The sequence below is a fragment of the Apilactobacillus intestinapis genome (assembly GCF_049166695.1).
In the GTDB taxonomy this organism is placed as follows: Bacteria; Bacillota; Bacilli; order Lactobacillales; family Lactobacillaceae; genus Apilactobacillus; species Apilactobacillus kunkeei_C.
In genome coordinates this window covers 1-1969 of sequence record NZ_JBMHFD010000027.1, presented here as the reverse complement: position 1 = coordinate 1969, position 1969 = coordinate 1, and the positions used below count along the sequence as shown (strand labels likewise).

The window sequence follows — 1969 nt, the reverse complement described above, 5'->3', positions numbered from 1 at the left end:
TCTAGCTACCATTTGAGATCCCATACCGTTTAGGTATGCGTTAATTACATTTAATTTATCTTCTACTTTATATTTAGACACAAAAACACCCCAAAGTTTTGTACAAACTTTGGGGTGCAGTGCATGGGTGTCTTTTTTAGTTTACTTAAAAAATAGCTTTTGAATATCTTTGAACTGACGAGTCTTTGAAAGTCTCAATAAAATAATGTAAGCGATAATGGATCCTGAAATCGCTCCACCAAAGAATTTAGGTGTAAATACGAACCAGAATAGTTGGTTACTGCTGCCAGTGTACCAAACCATCACAGGATATGAGGCAAGTGAACCTAACACCCCAGTTCCAACAATTTCACCAATTACGGCCATCCAGTTTTTACGATAGATAAGATATAGTAATCCTGCTAAAAATGCTCCAAATACAGCCCCAGTAAATGCTAGTGGTGGAATTCCTAGCAATAACATTCTAAGGCATGCGCAAACGATGGCCATGACTAATGCATACCATGGTCCCATCAATACCGCTGCTGTCACGTTTAGTACTGATGACATTGGTGCCATCCCTTCAATTCTAAAAATTGGTGATAAAACAAAATCTAAAGCAATCATAATTGCTAAAATCGTTACTTTCTTGATGCTAACTTTTGAATCCATTAATAAAGCTCCCCTCAAATATGTATACTTCATTAATGGAGTTTTCCTGCACAGCATCTTAATTAAAAAAGTCCCTATCTATATAGATAGGGACAGTCCAAGTGCGTTTATCTTCCCTAGCGCCAGCATTATCTGGATCAGGTTCTTGGGTATAATCTCAGCCGATTAAGGCACCCCATTAATGTTTGTATTCTCAAATCATACCTTACTTACATATAATAGTCAAAAAGATTCATGAAAATTAAATAGTGGACAAAAGCCACCTTTTAGATATAATTGTTTCAAAGGATGTGATGATATGGACGATAAACAAATTGAAACAATCAGACATTTCAACCGTGAATACACCCAGCGATTAGGAATCCTACAAAAAAACGTTTTTAATAGCGAAATCAGTTGGGCAGAAGCACGAATATTAATGGAAATCAGCTACCTGCAAAAGCCTACCCCGATTAAAATTTCCAGTAATTTAGATCTCGACAAGAGTTATGTCAGTCGTGTTATCAAGCGTTTGAACAAACTAAACTATGTCGAAAAAACTACATCCAAAGAGGACAAACGAGCAAAGCTATTAGTCTTAACCGCTACTGGAAAGAAAGTCGTTAAACAGCTAAATACCCATTCCGATGAACAAATTCAATCAATCGTAAATAATCTCGACAACGAGGAGCAAGAAGCTTTTTATCAATCAATTAACACCCTAAACAAACTACTAGAAAAAGGTGGAATTAATCATGTGGAAGACTAAACAATTTTCAGAACTAACCCTAGAAGAACTATTCGAAATTTACCGCGTTAGATCAGAAGTATTCGTTGAAGAACAACACATTGTCTACACCGACCCTGATGAAAATGACAAGAATTCCCTTCACGTTTTTGAAACCGATGGTAAGACCATCACAGCGTACGCCAGGATCTTTCAAGACGGTGACCACGTTACATTTGGCCGCGTCCTAACTACCCAACAAGTTCGCGGAACCGGTAAGGGGAAGGAACTCTTGGAATATATCCTAAAAGTAATAAAAGAACAATTCCCTAGTACTAAAGTCGAAATTGACGCCCAAGCACATGCCGTTGGATACTACGAAAAAGGTGGTTTCAAAGTTACCAGTGAACCATTTATTGAAGCCGGAATTGACCACATTAAGATGGAATATTAAGCAAATAAAAAAGCCTACCGAATTTGGTGGGTGAACTGAACCCCTTGAGTTGGAGAAATCTAACTTAAGGGGTTCTTTTATGTTTTCTAAAGAATTAAAATTAGCTGCCATTAAAGATTATTATAATGGTTTAGGATTTACAAAAATCACTAATAAAT

Annotated in this window: 3 protein-coding genes; 2 read left to right on the top strand and 1 reads right to left on the bottom strand. The window is 36.8% G+C overall.

What is annotated here, in order from left to right:
* Positions 1–141 precede the first annotated feature (141 nt).
* Complete coding sequence (gene thiW, locus ACOMA7_RS07660; RefSeq protein WP_138727288.1) at positions 142–651, bottom strand: energy coupling factor transporter S component ThiW; 510 nt, start codon at positions 649–651, stop codon at positions 142–144.
* A 298-nt stretch (positions 652–949) separates the two neighbouring features.
* Here thiW and ACOMA7_RS07655 point away from each other — a divergent pair, with 298 nt between their 5' ends.
* Both ACOMA7_RS07655 and ACOMA7_RS07650 read left to right on the top strand, forming a co-directional pair.
* A complete protein-coding gene (locus ACOMA7_RS07655; protein WP_203622154.1) occupies positions 950–1399 on the top strand; it encodes a MarR family winged helix-turn-helix transcriptional regulator in 450 nt (149 codons plus the stop codon).
* Entirely contained in the window at positions 1386–1811 is a 426-nt protein-coding gene (locus ACOMA7_RS07650; protein ID WP_138727286.1) for a GNAT family N-acetyltransferase, read from the top strand. Before ACOMA7_RS07655 ends, ACOMA7_RS07650 begins: the two co-directional genes overlap by 14 nt.
* Positions 1812–1969 lie beyond the last annotated feature (158 nt).

What these genes read in the sequence shown, in the direction of transcription:
- ACOMA7_RS07650 (WP_138727286.1), top strand. Translation starts at nt 1,386, where the DNA reads ATGTGGAAGACTAAACAATTTTCAGAACTAACCCTAGAAGAACTATTC.
- ACOMA7_RS07655 (WP_203622154.1), top strand. Translation starts at nt 950, where the DNA reads ATGGACGATAAACAAATTGAAACAATCAGACATTTCAACCGTGAATAC.
- thiW (WP_138727288.1), bottom strand. Translation starts at nt 651, where the DNA reads ATGGATTCAAAAGTTAGCATCAAGAAAGTAACGATTTTAGCAATTATG.